Annotated in this window: 16 protein-coding genes; 7 read left to right on the top strand and 9 right to left on the bottom strand. The window is 42.4% G+C overall.

Going from position 1 to position 15,566, the window contains the following annotated elements; all coding sequences use genetic code 11:
* The first annotated feature begins 251 nt into the window (after positions 1-251).
* Positions 252-1,664, top strand: a complete 1,413-nt coding sequence (locus AN213_RS20500) for a family 43 glycosylhydrolase (RefSeq protein WP_054562268.1) — start codon at positions 252-254, stop codon at positions 1,662-1,664.
* 32 nt (positions 1,665-1,696) lie between these two features.
* Here AN213_RS20500 and AN213_RS05750 read toward each other — a convergent pair whose 3' ends face one another.
* Positions 1,697-2,446, bottom strand: coding sequence for an RIO1 family regulatory kinase/ATPase (locus AN213_RS05750; protein WP_055197901.1), 750 nt, complete (start codon positions 2,444-2,446; stop codon positions 1,697-1,699).
* An 86-nt stretch (positions 2,447-2,532) separates the two neighbouring features.
* Positions 2,533-2,997: a MarR family winged helix-turn-helix transcriptional regulator gene (locus tag AN213_RS05745; RefSeq protein ID WP_054562270.1), complete on the bottom strand. Its 465-nt coding sequence runs from the start codon at positions 2,995-2,997 to the stop codon at positions 2,533-2,535.
* A 127-nt stretch (positions 2,998-3,124) separates the two neighbouring features.
* On the opposite strand from AN213_RS05745, the gene AN213_RS20350 reads away from it, so the two are divergent.
* From AN213_RS20350 to AN213_RS05730, 4 genes are read left to right on the top strand one after another with little or no spacing between them, the layout of a single operon-like run.
* On the top strand, positions 3,125-3,664 hold the full coding sequence (locus AN213_RS20350; protein ID WP_236702889.1) for a hypothetical protein: 540 nt from the start codon (positions 3,125-3,127) through the stop codon (positions 3,662-3,664).
* A gap of 3 nt (positions 3,665-3,667) precedes the next feature.
* Positions 3,668-4,276, top strand: a complete 609-nt coding sequence (locus AN213_RS20345; protein ID WP_236702888.1) for a hypothetical protein — start codon at positions 3,668-3,670, stop codon at positions 4,274-4,276.
* Positions 4,277-4,324: 48 nt separating this feature from the next.
* Entirely contained in the window at positions 4,325-5,215 is an 891-nt protein-coding gene (locus AN213_RS05735) for a dienelactone hydrolase family protein (protein ID WP_054562272.1), read from the top strand.
* 47 nt (positions 5,216-5,262) lie between these two features.
* Positions 5,263-5,478, top strand: coding sequence for a hypothetical protein (locus AN213_RS05730; RefSeq protein WP_054562273.1), 216 nt, complete (start codon positions 5,263-5,265; stop codon positions 5,476-5,478).
* A gap of 77 nt (positions 5,479-5,555) precedes the next feature.
* Here AN213_RS05730 and AN213_RS05725 read toward each other — a convergent pair whose 3' ends face one another.
* The 7 genes from AN213_RS05725 to AN213_RS05695 form a co-directional block, all read right to left on the bottom strand.
* Positions 5,556-6,263: a TorF family putative porin gene (locus AN213_RS05725; protein ID WP_055197899.1), complete on the bottom strand. Its 708-nt coding sequence runs from the start codon at positions 6,261-6,263 to the stop codon at positions 5,556-5,558.
* A gap of 11 nt (positions 6,264-6,274) precedes the next feature.
* Entirely contained in the window at positions 6,275-7,492 is a 1,218-nt protein-coding gene (locus AN213_RS05720) for a choline transporter (protein WP_054562275.1), read from the bottom strand.
* A gap of 129 nt (positions 7,493-7,621) precedes the next feature.
* On the bottom strand, positions 7,622-9,292 hold the full coding sequence (gene betA / locus AN213_RS05715; protein WP_055197897.1) for a choline dehydrogenase: 1,671 nt from the start codon (positions 9,290-9,292) through the stop codon (positions 7,622-7,624).
* Positions 9,292-10,755: a betaine-aldehyde dehydrogenase gene (betB, locus tag AN213_RS05710; RefSeq protein ID WP_055197895.1), complete on the bottom strand. Its 1,464-nt coding sequence runs from the start codon at positions 10,753-10,755 to the stop codon at positions 9,292-9,294. The genes betA and betB overlap by 1 nt, the downstream gene beginning before the upstream one ends.
* 1 nt (position 10,756) lies before the next feature.
* On the bottom strand, positions 10,757-11,347 hold the full coding sequence (gene betI, locus AN213_RS05705; RefSeq protein ID WP_055197893.1) for a transcriptional regulator BetI: 591 nt from the start codon (positions 11,345-11,347) through the stop codon (positions 10,757-10,759).
* 292 nt (positions 11,348-11,639) lie between these two features.
* On the bottom strand, positions 11,640-12,107 hold the full coding sequence (locus tag AN213_RS05700) for a nuclear transport factor 2 family protein (protein WP_055197891.1): 468 nt from the start codon (positions 12,105-12,107) through the stop codon (positions 11,640-11,642).
* An 89-nt stretch (positions 12,108-12,196) separates the two neighbouring features.
* The gene (locus AN213_RS05695; RefSeq protein WP_054562280.1) at positions 12,197-13,378 is read right to left on the bottom strand and encodes an MFS transporter; all 1,182 of its coding nucleotides are present in this window, start codon (positions 13,376-13,378) and stop codon (positions 12,197-12,199) included.
* Positions 13,379-13,488: 110 nt separating this feature from the next.
* Here AN213_RS05695 and AN213_RS05690 point away from each other — a divergent pair, with 110 nt between their 5' ends.
* On the top strand, positions 13,489-14,376 hold the full coding sequence (locus tag AN213_RS05690) for a LysR substrate-binding domain-containing protein (protein ID WP_055197889.1): 888 nt from the start codon (positions 13,489-13,491) through the stop codon (positions 14,374-14,376).
* A gap of 98 nt (positions 14,377-14,474) precedes the next feature.
* Positions 14,475-15,566 carry an alkene reductase gene (locus AN213_RS05685; protein ID WP_055197887.1) on the top strand — a complete coding sequence of 364 codons (1,092 nt, stop codon included), beginning with the start codon at positions 14,475-14,477 and terminating at the stop codon, positions 15,564-15,566.

The following is a 15,566-nucleotide window of genomic DNA, read 5'->3' as shown; positions in this document are numbered from 1 at the left end:
CGAAAAGCCACTCACTGAGTGGCTTTTTTGTATCTCAGCTAAACACTAAAGTCCCTTCCAAAATAGTTAAAGGTAAAATTTTTGTTAATTATTTTTACCATTCACCTTTACAAAAGTAATAACATAATAAAGTATTATAAATAGTTTTCATTTACACCAATACTCTTAACTGAGTTAGTAGCTGTAGATCAAAACTCATCCAAGGAGCAGAACACACAAGGAAAGCTCAATAACAATGATTTGGAGACACAATGATACTTTCAAAAAAAGCCCTAGCTGCACTCAGCTTGGCAACAACCCTCATTCTGCCCAGTGCTTATGCGATTGATAATGGCGTATACACCATTAAATCAAAGTACAGTGCTAAGTTTGTTGAAGTAGCCAGCGCGCAAACCAACGACGGTGCAAATGTTAGTCAGTGGGCTGACACTAATCACGACACCCAGCGCTGGTTAATCACCAACATAGGTGGCAGCAACTATTCGGTTATTAACTTAAATAGTGGTAAAGCCCTAGAGGTGTTTGACTTCTCGACCGCCGATGGCGGCAATGTGGTGCAATATGAGTACGCTAATCTTGCCAGCCAACACTGGCAAATTAATGAGGAAGGTAGCGGTTATTACAGCTTTATTAACGATCACAGTGGTAAGGCTCTTGACCTATATGCTTTTGATGGCAACGATGGCGCAAATATTAGCCAGTGGAGCTATAACGGCAGCGATGCACAGCAGTGGCAGCTAACCAAGCTTGCTAATGTTGAATCAACCCCTTGGGATCCATCCACAACTAATGGCGCTGCAGACCACTGGCCACTTACAGGTAATTTAGTCACCCACGATCCAACACTTGGCTATGAAAATGGCACTTGGTGGGTTTTTCAAACAGGCCCTGGTATTTACGGTAAATATTCAAGCAACGGTGTAGATTGGAATGATGCGCAACCAATTTTCTCAAATGGTTTAAGCTGGTGGAGTAACTATGTGCCAGATCATGATGGAATTGATGTCTGGGCGCCTGAATTAAAAAGCTACAATGGTCGTAGCTGGCTTTATTATTCGATTTCGACCTTTGGTTCACGTGTTAGCGCTATTGGCCTTACCTCAGCAAGTAGTGTGGCAGCCGGTGATTGGCGTGATGATGGTTTAGTAATTAACACGACCAATAGCAATAATTATAACGCCATTGACCCCGATCTCGTGGTAGCAAAAGATGGAGCACCTTGGCTTGCCTTTGGCTCATGGAATTCGGGTATTAAACTAACGCGTATTAACCCAATGACCATGAAACCATTTGGTCAAATCTACTCTTTAGCAAGTCGCTCTGGTGGCATCGAAGCACCTACCATTGTGTATCGCCAAGGCTATTACTATTTGTTTGTTTCAGTTGGCAAATGCTGTGATGGCACGAATAGTACTTACCGTATTGCGTATGGTCGCTCTAGTGACATCCGCGGCCCATACCTAGATAAAAATGGTACCGACATGTTAGCCAGCGGCGGGAGCATTCTTGATGCGGGTAATAGCCAATGGGTAGGTCCAGGTGGACAAGACATTTTAAATACCGATGTGATTGTTCGACATGCCTATGATGCAGGTGATAATGGTACCCCTAAATTGCTCATCAGCACCCTGAATTGGGATGCGAATGGTTGGCCTAAATACTAGTTCTCCCCACTAAGCGCGTGCAAGCGCGCTTTTTACAATCTATCTAATATACTGCGAACAAATTCAGAATTAAGAATCTGAGTTACAGCCCCGCTACACCATAAATAGGCACGTTGAATCGGATAACCTTTAAAAATCCAACGCTTACGCACATGATTAAAGTCGTGCAAATAATCAGCCTTTGCTTGCGGTAACGAGTCTTTGGCTAACTTATGCCATGCTTTATAAACCCCACTCATATCGGCACCACGCATAAAACGCTGTAACCAGCGAGGAAAGCGTGCAAAGCGAATCGCTGACTGAAAATCAATAATGTAAGGCTTGCCGTCTTTTGAACAAATAACATTACCTAAATTACGTAAGTCGAGGTGCACCACGCCGCGGCGATGCATTTTTGCTACCAAACGCTCAAATTCTTTAAAGAACTCACTCGGTAAATGCTGCTGTTGCAAGGCAAGCTGGCGAAGTGGCGTGCCTTCAATAAAATCATAAGCAATAGCAATTGATGACAAACGACAAAAGTTATCGACCACTCCGTCTACATCTTGCAGACGTGCCAGCCCCTTGTACTCTTGATTGATAAAAAGCGACGCGATGGTTTTTCTCACCCACCATGGGCTGTGCTGAAAATCTTTAATAATTAAATCAAATTTCGCGTCTTTATAACGATAAACAATGGCATTGGCAAAGCGGCCTGTGTGAACAACCGACAAACCTTCGGGGCTAAATTGATGAGCTGGAAATTGAGCGTGAAGCTGCGCAAGCAAAGATGATTCAAACATAACAACCCGGACTTGTTAAAATTAAATGCCTAGGCAACTATATTATCAAAATGCGTCTACAGCGACAATGTACCGCTTAGAGAAATTTATGCTTTTAAATTATGAATTGCTCTAAACAATAAGCTTGCGAGTTGCTCTTGCTCATCATCAGAGAAGCCTGTGAGTGCTTTGCGATAGATATCATTTACAGTGGGTAAAATTTCTGGGTAAAGCTGTTGGCCTTTTTCAGTCAGGCATAAAAGAGTTGAACGGCGATCTTCAACTGACTGCTTTTTAGCAACTAAGCCCTTGTCTTCTAAACGAGATAGTAATCGACTCATGGCACCACGGTCATACACCATGTGCTCACAAAGCTCAGCTAAGGTATTTACTTTACCGCGCGCAAGTAGCACAACCACAATGTACTGAGCCGACGTTAGCTCTTTATCCTCTAAAGCATCATCAAGATGAGTCACTAGGTTTGAACGTAAGTAAGAGACTAAGCGACCTAAGTCTTGCACGGGATCTAAATCTTCAATACAGCACTGGCCAATTGATGCAGGTTCTTTCATATTTCCTCTAAAGCGGTTAATAGCAATTCATAGACAGTTAATCGGAAAAATAATTCAATCCTATTAGATTGCTTCAACGGCTATGAATAGTGTAGCGTGAAGAAGCGTACTAACTGTCGGGGGCGTTATGCTAACTAAACAACATATTATCAAGTATTTATCTCTTACAATACTGCTACTTCTTTGTTGGCTAGAGCATTATAACCATTTCATTATGCGCTTTATCGACAGCGCCCTAGTACAATCAACCCTAGTGTACGCTTCATCACGTACAGTTAACGCTGCTATTTCGCTATTGCAATCAGCCGAAGTGGGCATTGGTATTGCGAGTATTCAACCTGCACAACTACTCGACCCAGTAAATGACCTAGCTGAATACATGTCGGATGCTATGCGCTTAGCTATAGGCTCGTTATTTTTACAACGCATTTTATACACCATTTCTTCTGGGGTTATTTTTAGCAGTCTCTTTACAGTTTCGGTTGTCGCATACTTTATTTGTGAATGGCGTAACTTCTTACCCAACTTACGTCATAAAATTATGGCGAGTCTTATTTTAATTCGCTTTTTAGTGCCTGCTGTGGTGCTTACAACAGGCCTCGTGAGCCAAGTATTCTTAGATGAGCAAATAAACCAGCAAAGTGAAATCGTAAGCGAAAAAGTCTAGACGGTGAATAGTAGTGCAAATAACACCTCTGCCCTATCAGCCAAGCTAAAAGCCGAGGTCGATAGTGAAAAACAAACCATCTTCGACAAGCTCTCGCTATTAAATGAGCAGCAGATTAAGAACCACCAGCGAGCCACTGAGCTCAAAGGTGATTTAGCAGAGGTCGAAGCCCAAATAGAAGCGATTCAAGCAACCCGCAGCTTGTCTGAGCGACTGACCTTTACTGAGCTTGAACAAGCCAAGCCATTACTTGATAAAAAGCAGCAATTAACAGCGCAGTTTAATGCGGTACTAAACCAGCAAAGACAGCTGAACCTAGACAAAGACGCCTTAAACAAGCAACTAGAAAACCTTAACGCATCACTCAATCAAGACCAATCGTCGCAGGTGAGTAAAATTATCGATACCGTCACCTCTGGTATTAGCAACATGGTGGCTGCCGTCGAAGACTTATTTATCGACTTTTTGAATATCTTGTCACTGCTGATTTTAAAGCTGTTATTAATGCCGCTAATATTTTTATACCTATTTAACAAAGCCTTTAAGGCTATTTGGCAACGCCGCTTTATGGACGTAGTAATGCAAACAAAACAACTGGCTGTTAATCGCTGATATTTCAGCTAAAGTTATAAACCTAACTCGTTTTTAAAGGATATAAGTATGACTGAGCAACGCCATAACCACATTCCCCAAGAAGCTTTCGATTGGTACGATGAATACGCACATGGCTTAATGGACCGTCGCACCTTTATGAAAAAGCTGGGTGGCTTAGCTGCCCTTGGCTATTCAATGGCAATGCTAAGTAGCGCTTTACTACCTAACTACGCATTAGCTGAGCAAGTATCCTTTAATGACCCTGATATTAAAGCCAGTTATAAAACCTTTGATTCGTTTAAAGGTCACGGCGAAGGTAAAGGCTATTTAGTCGAACCCGCTAATTTAACGGGCAAGCTCCCAATAGTATTAGTGATCCACGAAAACAGAGGCTTAAACCCTTATATTAAAGATGTTGCTCGCCGCCTTGCCAAAGCCGGTTTTATTGCCTTTGCGCCAGATGCATTGCACCCTCTTGGTGGCTACCCTGGTAATGATGATGAAGGCCGCGCAATGCAGCGCTCTATGGATAAAGAAAAAATCCAACAAGACTTTATCGCCGCAGCTGAATACATAAAAAGACACCCAAATAGTAACGGTAAACTCGGTGCGGTAGGCTTTTGCTTTGGTGGTTATATGGTTAACTACCTAGCTGCAGTTGATAGCAAACTAATTAATGCGGGCGTACCCTATTACGGCACTCCGGCTGTTAAAGAGCTGAGACAAAATATCAAAGCCCCACTGCTAGTACACTTAGCTGAGTTTGATAACCGCGTTAATGCAACTTGGCCAGAATATGAGAGCGACTTAAAAGCGCATCAAGTGCCTTACACGATGCACATGTATGAACAAGCAAATCATGGTTTTCATAACGACTCTACATCTCGTTATGATGAAAAACAGGCGGAGCTTTCATGGCAACGCACATTGGCGTTTTTCAATGAGCAATTGATTTAAACAGAGCAATTTCATACACTCTCGAAAAAATTTAGGCTAGAAAAGAGATGGAATCGCAAGTCAGTTATCGCTTTGACTCACAGCAAACCGCTAATAGGTTTTTAAACAAGCTTAAACATTGGTCAGTGGCTAAAGTCACTGCGAGTCTTTGCCAAGGTGGTTATGGCGTGAAAATACGCTACGAAGTCGATACCAGTGGCTTTGATTACACCCTTGCTGAGCTTGATGATTTAGCGATGCAGCACGAAGGCGAAGAGATTTAATACCCATATTCTAAGCATAAAAATACGGCTAACAAAGGTTAGCCGTTTTTATTAAAGCTGCGCTAACAAAACGCTACTTATAAATCAAAGCTACGTGAAATAGACGCGACAATGCGCTCATCTGCGGTATCCCAGTCAAGGCTGGTATTTTCTCCTGCAAGCTCAAAATCAAAACCTGCAAAGCTTGTTTGATAGGCTAAACGATAATGGTTGTATGACTTATCATTACCATCCCAAGCAAACTTATTGCCATCTAATGAGTTAGATACATCAAAACTGGCACGAATTGCATGATTTGGGGCAATTTCAAAGGTATGGGCAAGCATAGAAATCACATGCCCAGCATCGGTACCGAAGTAATCCCAAGCGTACCAGAAGTTAAATTCTGTAAAACCTAGGCTATTGGTATAGCCAAACTTTGCATAAGTCTCAAAATAATTACCATCGCTTGAGTAATCTTCACCGTGGTATGAGTAGTAAGCAATACCATAATCAATACTAAGAGCGTCAGTTAACTCAGCATAGTTACCAAAATACGCATCCCACTCGATGTCTGTGTCATCGCCAAAATCTACATTTGAAGCCCAAGTACCTACATACATACCTGAATCTGCAAAGGCATAATCTAAGCTCCCCTGAATCGCGGGGTCATTCATGGTTTGGCTTACACCATTAAAGGTGTAATCTGAAGCCAATGTAACCGTAGTCGATAAGTCAGCCATAGCTGATGTCGATAGTAATGCCAATGGCAACGCTGCTGCTAATACTGTTTGTCTTGTTGTCATGTTGGTTTCCCTTAGCTAACTGTTTCTATTTTTGTGTAATCTAATTTGTTGTCTTTTGGTGAGCCTTCGATATTTTTCACTGTTTTTAACTTGCTGTAGCCAATAAACACAGCACAGCCGAAAAATAACGCGATAACGAGCGCACCAACCCATTGGATCTGTAAAAAGTCGAACTTAAACAGCAGGGTTAATAATGAAAGCGCCACAACATTTAAGGCAATGTAATTAAATTTACCTAAACGCTTCACCGTTAAGTTTAGGTTATCTGTGTATAAACGGATCAAAGAATCAAGTGAGTTGATCACAAACACCACACCAACAAACACCATAGCGATGTTTTTCAGGCCTGCTGTTGCAATACCCGCTTCATGATATTGATACAAAACACTAAACCAGATAGCGATTGGAATAGACGGGAAAATCAACATAGCCGCCAGCACTTGGTAAGTTTTTAAGCCACCCACAAAGCGCGAAGTAAATTGACCAATCATGATGCTCCAAGCAAACCACCAAAACAGGTAGAAGGCATGGTAATCATTCAGTGGTAATACAAACTCATTGATGTTGCCAAAGTAGCTGCCAATTAACGCAAGGTTATCAACAAATGCTGATGTTTGTGCATCAGAACCCACAAAGGCACCGAACCACATAAATGCGATTAAAGCGATAAATAACCAAGTAGTAGAAATACTTAAAAAGCGTACATACTTAATGTCTGTGCTCGAATACACAGCAAAACAAATCGCTGCAAACACCATTAAGTAGAATGTCGGAATAATTGACTCACCATCACCAAGCGACGGTAAATACCAAGGTAAATTCGACAGCAGTAAAAATGCAGTAAATGCGCATGTGCCAATAATAACGATGTTATTAATTAGTTTTACCCAAGCAATTTCAAAGAATTTTACTTTAGGTTCTATTACGCAGAAATAAAAGCACGTAAGGAAATAAAATCCCCAGATCAAGAAGCCCCAAAAACCAAACTCGATGGCTAATGGATTGGCAAACGCATACTCTGGGCTTGCTTTTATGTCTGCATAACCTGCAAACTCTGTCAGTGGAAACATAATCAAGCCAACATCTAGGCCCGATGTAAATAAAATTGCAATGAACGTAAACGTTCTAACCGGTGTGACGCCAACACACCTTACCGTACCCCATTTAAATAAAATAACCGCAATTGCTAACAGGGTAAAAATGATGCCAGCACTAAGCCAAAAGGTCATAGTTCCCCCCCCAAAATAAGTAATAATACTTCATTGTTTCTCCAGTTTTATTCCTCGCATTAACGCACCACAAACAACTCGTGATGCGCGCCACTGCAAGCCCCACAGCCGAAACTGCGGGTGGCCTTATTAGATCTCCGAACTACGCTGCGTTGATTGCCATTGTTTTTCCATGGCAACATCTGCAGTTGATGCCGATAACACAGGCTTACCTAAAATGTGGTCCGCCGCTTTTTCTGCCACCATAATGGTTGGTGCATTTAAATTACCGTTAGGAACGGTTGGGAAAATAGATGAATCTACAACCCGTAAACCTTCGATACCGTGCACTTGAGTTTGCGAGTTAACCACGGCCATCTCATCTTCACCCATCTTGCACGAACATGACGGATGGTAAGCACTCTCAACCGCTTGACGAACAAACGCATCGATTTCTTCATCGCTTTGAATATCTTTACCGGGTTGAATTTCACCATCGCGATACTCATCAAACGCATTTTGTTCGATAATCTCACGAGTTAAACGTACACAAGCTCTAAAGCCTTCAATGTCATCTTGGTGCTGTAAGTAGTTAAATTGGATCTTAGGTGCAACCTGTGGATCCGCCGACTTAATCGTTACTGCACCACGGCTTTTTGGTTTGTTATGCCCAACATGAACTTGGAAGCCATGACCATCAAAGGCACTTTTACCGTCATAACGAATGGCAGCTGGTAAAAAGTGATACTGAATATCTGGCCATTCAACACCCGGTTTTGAGCGAATAAATGCACATGATTCAAAATGGTTCGTCGCCCCTAAACCTGAGCGGTTTAATAGCCAACGAGCGCCAATTAGCCCTTTTGAAACAAGGCCTAATTTGCCGTTTAAAGTAATTGGTTGCTTACACTTATATTGGAAGTAAAACTCCAAGTGATCTTGTAAGTTTTGACCAACACCTGGTAAGTGATGTTTAACCTCAACCCCCGCTTCGCTCAGGATATCTTTATCACCAATACCTGATAATTGCAGAATATGCGGTGAGCCAATTGGGCCCGCACTTAAAATAACGTCTTTTGCTGCAAATGCTTGCTGCTTAGAGCCAGACACTGAAAACTCAACACCAACGGCTTTTTTGCCTTCTAGCAGAACTTTTTCAGCTAAGGCACCGGTGATTAGCGTTAGGTTTTTACGTGACTTAACAGGGTCTAAATACTCACGGCTAGCAGAGCTTCTTACGCCGTCTTTTACCGTCATATGCATTGGCCCAAAACCTTCTTGCTGGGCTGCATTGTAGTCATCAGTTTGCGCATAACCTGCTTGTTGGCCCGCTTTGATAAAGGCTTTATAAAGCGGGTTAGCCATTTCATTACCGTTATTAACCCCTAATGGGCCGTTATCGCCACGGTAACTGTTACCACCTAAGTAGAATGATTCCGCACGTTTAAAGTACGGTAAACATGCTTGATAATCCCAACCATTAGCGCCGTGTTGCTGCCACTCATCAAAATCTTTGGCATGACCACGTACATAGACCATGCCGTTAATCGATGATGAGCCACCTAACACCTTACCTCGTGGGCAATGCATTTGACGGTTATCTAAATATGGCTCTGGCTCGGTATGAAATTGCCATGCATATTTGTCAGTATTCATTGGGATTGATAGCGCGGTAGGCATCTTTATAAAAATGCTTTTATCACTACCACCCGTTTCAAGTAATAACACCTTATTCGAAGGGTCTGCTGATAGTCGGTTTGCCAACACGCAGCCTGCAGAGCCAGCACCGACTATGATGTAATCATAGTTCTGTGTACTCATTAAAATGGACTCTCTATATTGCTCATACCCACATAAATCGATTTAGTTTGGGTATAGTGATCTAAAGTTTCGATACCGTTTTCACGGCCGATACCTGATTGCTTGTAACCACCTACTGGCATTTCTGCAGGTGAATTACCATAGCTGTTTATCCAACAAATACCGGCTTGTAACTGGTGGATAACGCGGTGTGCACGCTGAATATCTTTAGTGAACACACCTGCGGCTAAGCCTAGGTGCGTATCGTTTGCACGCTGAATAACGTCATCTTCATCATCAAACACCAACACGCTCATTACCGGGCCAAAGATCTCTTCTTTAACTATGGTCATGTCATCTTTACAGTCGACAAAAACGGTCGGTTCCACAAAGTAGCCGTTTGGCGCAGATACTGGTGATAGTGCCTTACCGCCGGTTAATAAGGTTGCGCCTTCTTGAATACCTTTATCGATATAGCCAAGTACTAGCTCTTGGTGTTTTTTAGAGATAAGCGCCCCTAAATTCACCTCAGGATCCATTGGGTCGCCAGCAATAATATTTTGCTCAGTGCGTGTTTTCAGCTCATCAATAAACTGCTGATAAACATTTTTATGTACATAAATGCGTGTACAGTTAGTGCAGATTTCGCCTTGCGTATAAAAATTACCTAACATTGCCGCACTAACAGCTTGTGATACATCGGCATCATCAAATACTAATAACGGTGACTTACCACCAAGCTCCATGGTCACATCTTTAAGTGAACCAGCAGCGCTTGCCATTACTTTTTTGCCTGTGCCTACTTCACCAGTGAAAGACACTTTTTCAATATTTGGGTTTGCTGTTAACCATTGCCCTACTTCAGAAGCGCCTTGCACAACGTTGAATACGCCAGCAGGTACACCCGCTTCGATGAAAATCTCTGCAAGTTTAATTGCACCAAGTGGTGTTTCTTCAGAAGGTTTGAAAATAACCGCATTACCTGCAGCCAGTGCTGGGCCTGATTTCCAACAAGCAATTTGTAGTGGGTAGTTCCATGCACCAATACCGGCACAGATACCTAAAGGCTCTTTACGTGTGTAGTAAAAATCATTGCCAACCATTTGTTGCTGACCCACTTGCGCAGGAGCAAGACCAGCAAAATATTCAATAACATCGGCGCCAGTTTCAACATCGACACACTCGGCTTCTTGCCAAGGCTTACCCGTATCAAGTACTTCTACTTTTGCCAGTTCATCGTTACGATCGCGTAAGATTGCCACGGCTTTTAATAAAATACGGCTACGCTCAATTGGCGTCATTGCAGACCATGCTGCAAACCCTTGTTTTGCGCTTTCGATTGCCGCGTTTTGAATAAACTCATCAGCAATTTCAACGTGATAAATCACTTCATCCGTTGCAGGATTCTTAACTGCAAAGGTATCGCCAGTTTGATTCTTTAAAAAATGGCCATTAATAAAATTTTCGTAAACAGGTGTGGTCATTTTAGGCTCCATACTGTTTTATCAGTGAACGAATGTAGTCTTTGGCTAATCGCTCACAATTTTCGAATTGATCTTGGTCTGACTTACTTAATACGGCTCTTAGCCATAAACCATCGATCATGGCTGCACTTAGCTCAGCAGCTAAATTGGCATCGCTATCGCTCATTAACTGTTTGAATGAGCTTAATAAGTTACTAAATAAACGTTTACTATTTACGTTTTGTAAGCGATGCAACTGGGCGTCGTGCATTGAATGCGCCCAAAAGCTCAACCAAGTTTTGGTGTTGTTGCTTTGCTGCTGAATACGCGAAAAGTTTGCTTCAACGATAAACATTAATCGTTGCTCTGGACTAGTTTGTGGCGTTACTTGACTCAAAAGTGCTTGCTTTAAGCTGGTCAATAAATAACGCACAGTGGCTTCAATTAAGCCCTGCTTACCACCAAAATAATGACTGATAATGCCAGACGATAAGCCTGCCTTTTTACTAATGCTATTTATGGTGGTGCCTTGCAAACCAAGCTCTGCAACCGACTCTATTGTGGCGTCAATTAACTGCTGACGACGAACAGGTTCCATTCCAACTTTCGGCATAATTTTTTATTGATTGAACGTTCAATTAAAATAAAGGTTAAGGTAATGAGCATGGCAATTCAAGGTTGACAAATTGTAAACAACCGCAAAGCTACACTCGTAAGTTAAGCTAACCCACTGTTCTTACGTTTATTATCCGAAATATAAAAAAGTTTTAAATTTATTCAAAATAAAGCCTAAAAAGTATGAATTTAAGCTGAAATGCGGAAAAAAGAGAAAATTTATTGCAGGCGTATTTTAATAAAAAAGCGCTTATGAAAACGCTCATGTTAGGCTAAAAGTTAAGCTAAGCTCATTCATGGTATTTACGAATAACCGCTATCTTGCCATCTTCTATTTCGAGCACATCCATAATGGTCTGCGTGTATTCAATTTCTTGCTGGTTTTGTGGGTGTATACCTTTAGCATGATGGGTATAACGTAAAGCAATGGCAGAATCATTAAAAATAAAGGTATCGAGTAAGTTTGCTTGATATTCAGTGTGCGCCCCAAGGTAAAAAGTCATGCCTTTACGCATCATCGCTTTGCCATCTGGCTCCCTTGAATCATCTGTTTGATAAGGTAAGTGTTGGTTTGCTACATCGTCAGTTAATAAAGCTAAAAAGGCTTCTAACTCTTTGTTGGTGGCATTGGGTGCTTGTGTTGCAACCATGGTATTAAAGTACTGCTGTGCTAATGCTGTGAGCTCTAGGTTAACTTGCTTTGCTTGGCTGCTAAATGTGCTGAACAGGCAAATAGCTAGAAAATAAAGGTGCTTCATCGTTATTCCTTGTGGTTTTAGTTATTGACTAATAATCAAACTACGCACCTAAAATAACGACAAAGCATCGAACTATCAACAATTTAGTTTTAAGCTGTTTGTGGCTTTGGGATCTCGCGTTTATCTAAATAGCCGCTGTATCGTGTTGCAATTAACGCCGCTAAACTGATGATAGCGCCAATCCAAGCAGTGTCTTGCAATGAGTAGTTTTCAACGACAACACCACCTAACACTGAACCTAGCGCAATCCCGATATTAAACGCTGCAATGTTCAACCCTGAGGCCACATCGACGGCATTGGGTGTGAACTTTTCGGCAAGTTTAACCACATAAACTTGCAGCCCAGGCACATTACCAAACGCAAATGCCCCCCATACAAGTATGGTCAGTACCGCAGCGACTTTAGATTGCATGGTAAAGGTCAGCACTAACAGCACAATACTCAAAGCACTAAAGATAATGGTCAGCGCACTAATGGGGCCTTTTTTATCAGCTAATTTACCGCCGTAGATATTGCCAACAGCAACCGATACCCCATATACCAGCATAATTAAGCTAATGGTGGCTGATGCAAAACCAGTTTGCTGCTCTAAAATGGGCGCTAAATATGTAAAGGCAGTAAATGTGCCGCCATAACCAAGTATGGTCATCAAGTACACCAGTAAAAGCCTAGGTTGCACCATTACTTTTAGCTGCTCACCCAAAGTCGCCGGTTTACTTTGCTTTAAGTTGCTAGGAATTAAAAATGCGCTACCAACAAGTGCAATTAAGCCCAGTAAAGACACTACTAAAAAGGTCGCTCGCCAACCAAAGTGCTGACCAATCCAAGTCCCTAATGGCACACCGGTTACTAATGCAACCGTTAACCCCGTAAACATAATCGCAATGGCACTGGCTTCTTTATCTTTACTGACAAGCCCAGTAGCGATCGTTGAACCAATTGAGAAAAACACCCCATGGGCAAGGCCTGTTAGAATCCTTGCGGTGATCAAGCTACCATAACTAGGTGCTTGCCAAGCCAGTAAATTACCAATTACAAATAGGCTCATTAAGCTAAGTAATACATGTTTTCGATTCCAGCGTCCGGTTAGCGCGGTTAATACTGGCGCCCCCACCGCAACCCCTAATGCGTACAAGCTAACAAGTAGTCCGGCACTCGGTAACGAAACCGCTAAATCATCAGCGATGGTTGGCACTAAGCCGACAATCACAAACTCAGTGGTGCCTATGGCAAACGCACTGAGAGTTAACGCAAGTAATGCTATTGGCATCACATATCCTCTGTTTAATTTTGAAAGTGCGGCTATTGTGGCTAAAATTAAATTTGCAAAAAATAGCAGTAGTGACAAAATACTTTTGTCAAAAATGAAAAGGTAAAACCATGAGCGTGATCTCCAACACCCAAGATTTAGAAGCATTTATTAGCGTGGTTGATACCGGCGGGTTCTCAAGTGCAGCCAATGCATTAGATGAGCAAGTAGCAAAAATATCACGGGCGGTAACTCGGCTCGAAAAATCCTTAAACGTTACCTTATTCAACCGCACTACAAGGCGCATTGAGCTGACCGAAGAAGGTCAGTTATTTTTAGGCTATGCTAGAGAAGCACTGAGTCAGCTTGCACAAGGCGAAGAGGCCTTAAAGCTTTTGCACTGCGCCCCATCAGGAAAATTAAGAGTCGATGCTGCAAGCCCCTTTGTGTTTCACCAATTAGCACCACATTTAAAAGCCTTTAACCAAGCTTACCCTGATATAAAACTCGAAATCACCAGCCACGACAACATTATCGATTTACTTGAGCATAAAACCGATATTGCTATTCGTATTGGCGAACTCGCTGACTCAAACTTGCATGCGCGCACTTTGGGAGTTAGCAAACTACACCTCGTTGCCAGCCCTGATTATTTAAAAGCGGCACCGCCATTAAACGAGCTAACCGACTTAGCCTCGCACCAGCTTATTGGTTTTACCGATGCGCCGCATTTAAATCACTGGCCGCTAACCACACCTTTAGATCTTAAATTTTCAATCAGTGCATCAAGTGGTGAAACTGTGCGCCAGCTTTGTATTCAAGGTCACGGCATTACCTTGTTGTCGGAATTTATGATCAACGAAGATTTAAAAGCAGGCCGTTTAGTAAAAGTGCTCGAAGGCGAGGTACTGAGCCCTAATCGCCGCGAAAAAGTGCATGCGGTGTATTATCAAAACAGCGGTGTGTCATCACGAGTATTAGCGTTTTTAGACTTTATAGCACCTAGGTTAACGCTTTAGTTTTTGCACTTTTAACAAAAGTGTTTTGTGATTAGTGGCATTAATTTCATAAATAATTTTCGTTATGCTGAAAGCATATTCGCTTTCAAGGAGCCGTAATGAACAAATTATTCGATACTGTACAACTTGCCGGTCATACATTAAAAAACCGCATTGTTATGCCACCGATGACCCGCTCTCGCTCATCACAACCGGGTGATATCGCCAATGAGTTAATGGCCGACTACTATGCACAACGTGCGAGCGCTGGCTTAATTATCAGCGAAGGCACACAAATATCAGCCCTAGGTAAGGGTTATGCTTGGACACCGGGTATTTACACTGCCGAGCAAATTGCCGGTTGGAAGAAAGTAACCGACAAAGTTCATCAAGCTGGTGGCATTATGTTCGCTCAGCTTTGGCATGTTGGCCGAGTATCTCACCCAAGTAACACAGGTGGCGAGCAACCAATCGCGCCATCTGCTATTGCAGCTAAAGACGTAAAAGTTTTTATTGATGAAGATGACAAACCTGACTTTGTTGCCACAGCACAGCCACGCGCAATGAGCCATGACGACATCAAACAGGTTATAAACGAATACCGCCAAGCAGCCCGTAATGCAGTTGATGCAGGGTTTGATGGTATTGAACTTCACGCTGCTAATGGTTACTTAATTAATCAATTTATTGATTCAGAGTCAAACCAACGCACTGATGAATACGGCGGCAGTTTAGAAAACCGCTTACGCTTTTTACAACAAGTGACACAAGCGGTTTGTGATGAAATTGGCGCTGAGCGTGTTGGCGTGCGCCTTGCTCCACTCACAACCCTCAATGGGACGGTCGATGATAACCCATTTGAAACCTATATTGGCGCAGCAAAAGTACTCAGTGATCTCAACGTTGCTTATATGCACATTGCCGAAGCTGATTGGGATGATGCGCCTTTAATGGAGCAAAGTTTTAAGCAAGCACTGCGTGAAAACTATGCTGGGTTAATGATTTATGCAGGTAAATACACTGGCGAGAAAGCAGAGCAAGCATTAGCCGCAGGCTGGGCTGATTTAATTGGCTTTGGTCGCCCGTTTGTTGCAAACCCTGATCTGCCAGCACGTATTGAGCAAGGTATTGAACTTGCGCAGCATGATCCAGATACCTTGTTTGGAGGCGGTGCTAAAGGTTACACTGACTACCCTTTAGCAACGCAGTAA

Source organism: Pseudoalteromonas sp. P1-8, assembly GCF_001399985.1.
Classification (GTDB): Bacteria; Pseudomonadota; Gammaproteobacteria; order Enterobacterales; family Alteromonadaceae; genus Pseudoalteromonas.
Note: the sequence above shows the minus strand (reverse complement) of the source record. Positions and strands in the feature narration are given on the sequence as shown.

Bases quoted from the DNA above. Each gene is read 5' to 3' on its own strand.
- AN213_RS05750 (WP_055197901.1), bottom strand. From the start codon at position 2,446: ATGTTTGAATCATCTTTGCTTGCGCAGCTTCACGCTCAATTTCCAGCT.
- AN213_RS20350 (WP_236702889.1), top strand. From the start codon at position 3,125: ATGCTAACTAAACAACATATTATCAAGTATTTATCTCTTACAATACTG.
- betB (WP_055197895.1), bottom strand. From the start codon at position 10,755: ATGACCACACCTGTTTACGAAAATTTTATTAATGGCCATTTTTTAAAG.
- AN213_RS05700 (WP_055197891.1), bottom strand. From the start codon at position 12,107: ATGAAGCACCTTTATTTTCTAGCTATTTGCCTGTTCAGCACATTTAGC.
- AN213_RS05745 (WP_054562270.1), bottom strand. From the start codon at position 2,997: ATGAAAGAACCTGCATCAATTGGCCAGTGCTGTATTGAAGATTTAGAT.
- AN213_RS05685 (WP_055197887.1), top strand. From the start codon at position 14,475: ATGAACAAATTATTCGATACTGTACAACTTGCCGGTCATACATTAAAA.
- AN213_RS05720 (WP_054562275.1), bottom strand. From the start codon at position 7,492: ATGACCTTTTGGCTTAGTGCTGGCATCATTTTTACCCTGTTAGCAATT.
- AN213_RS20500 (WP_054562268.1), top strand. From the start codon at position 252: ATGATACTTTCAAAAAAAGCCCTAGCTGCACTCAGCTTGGCAACAACC.
- AN213_RS05695 (WP_054562280.1), bottom strand. From the start codon at position 13,378: ATGCCAATAGCATTACTTGCGTTAACTCTCAGTGCGTTTGCCATAGGC.
- AN213_RS05730 (WP_054562273.1), top strand. From the start codon at position 5,263: ATGGAATCGCAAGTCAGTTATCGCTTTGACTCACAGCAAACCGCTAAT.
- AN213_RS05690 (WP_055197889.1), top strand. From the start codon at position 13,489: ATGAGCGTGATCTCCAACACCCAAGATTTAGAAGCATTTATTAGCGTG.
- AN213_RS05725 (WP_055197899.1), bottom strand. From the start codon at position 6,263: ATGACAACAAGACAAACAGTATTAGCAGCAGCGTTGCCATTGGCATTA.
- betI (WP_055197893.1), bottom strand. From the start codon at position 11,347: ATGCCGAAAGTTGGAATGGAACCTGTTCGTCGTCAGCAGTTAATTGAC.
- betA (WP_055197897.1), bottom strand. From the start codon at position 9,292: ATGAGTACACAGAACTATGATTACATCATAGTCGGTGCTGGCTCTGCA.
- AN213_RS05735 (WP_054562272.1), top strand. From the start codon at position 4,325: ATGACTGAGCAACGCCATAACCACATTCCCCAAGAAGCTTTCGATTGG.